The 1,039-nt window shown below is 42.1% G+C and carries 1 protein-coding gene; it reads left to right on the forward strand.

The genetic code is table 11. The features are described 5' to 3' along the window. Window positions 1-54: 54 nt before the first annotated feature. The gene (locus FTU50_RS15305) at window positions 55-987 is read left to right on the forward strand and encodes an IS5-like element ISAba12 family transposase (RefSeq protein ID WP_180047481.1); all 933 of its coding nucleotides are present in this window, start codon (window positions 55-57) and stop codon (window positions 985-987) included. Window positions 988-1,039 lie beyond the last annotated feature (52 nt).

Genomic DNA, 1,039 nt, shown 5'->3' on the forward strand with positions numbered 1-1,039 from the left:
GGCTTTGTTGCACAAACCTATCTGTAAAGGGTTTTTCAGCGATATAATTTTCAAATGAAGAAGCCTGCACACAAAATCTACCGCACAACCAATTGGCCCGCATATAACCGAGCACTCATGAGTCGCGGAAATATTGCCATTTGGTTTGATCCTGCTACGCAATGGTATGCGCCATCAAAAGGCAAACAAGGGCGAAATCAAACCTACTCCGACGCAGCCATCCAATGCTGCTTAATGATTAAATCCTTATTCCGTCTGTCTTTACGTATGGTCACTGGCTTTGTGCAAAGTCTGATTAAACTTTGCGGATTAAATTGGATAGCTCCAGATTACACCACGCTTTGTAGAAGACAAAAGCATATTGATATTGTAATCAGCTACCAAAAAAGTAGTGATGGGCTGCATCTACTCATGGACTCTACAGGCATGAAGTTTCTAGGTGAGGGCGAATGGAAACGCAAGAAACATGGAGCTGAATATCGTCGCCAATGGCGTAAATTACATATTGGTATAGATGCTAAAACCCTACAAATACGAGCAGTTCAGCTTACAACCAATAATGTCAGTGATTCACAGGTGCTCGGTGATTTACTTAATCAGATTCCACAAGATGAGCAGATTAACTCTGTTTATACCGATGGAGCTTATGACACCAAGCAATGCCGTCAGGTCATTGCAGATCGGCAAGCGCATGCAGTGATTCCACCTAGAAAAAATGCGAAACCATGGAAAGATACAAAGAGTAGCTCGCTAGAGCGAAATGAATTACTTCGAACAGTTAAACGTTTAGGCAGGACACTATGGAAAAAATGGTCAGGCTATCATTGGCGAAGTTTGGTTGAAACTAAGATGCATTGCATCAAATTATTAGGAGATAAACTCAGTGCAAGGAGTTTTGATAGCCAAGTGAATGAGATCCATGCACGTGTAGCAGTCCTTAACAGATTTACGGAATTAGGTCGCCCACTTACCCAAGTTACGCCTTAAATTTGGCTCAATTAGGGGCGCTTTGCATTTCAAATCTTTGTGCAACAAAGCC

The organism is Acinetobacter sp. YH12112 (assembly GCF_013418945.1).
Classification (GTDB): Bacteria; Pseudomonadota; Gammaproteobacteria; order Pseudomonadales; family Moraxellaceae; genus Acinetobacter; species Acinetobacter indicus.

Coding starts and splice junctions, on each gene's coding strand:
- FTU50_RS15305 (WP_180047481.1), top strand. CDS start 55: ATGAAGAAGCCTGCACACAAAATCTACCGCACAACCAATTGGCCCGCA.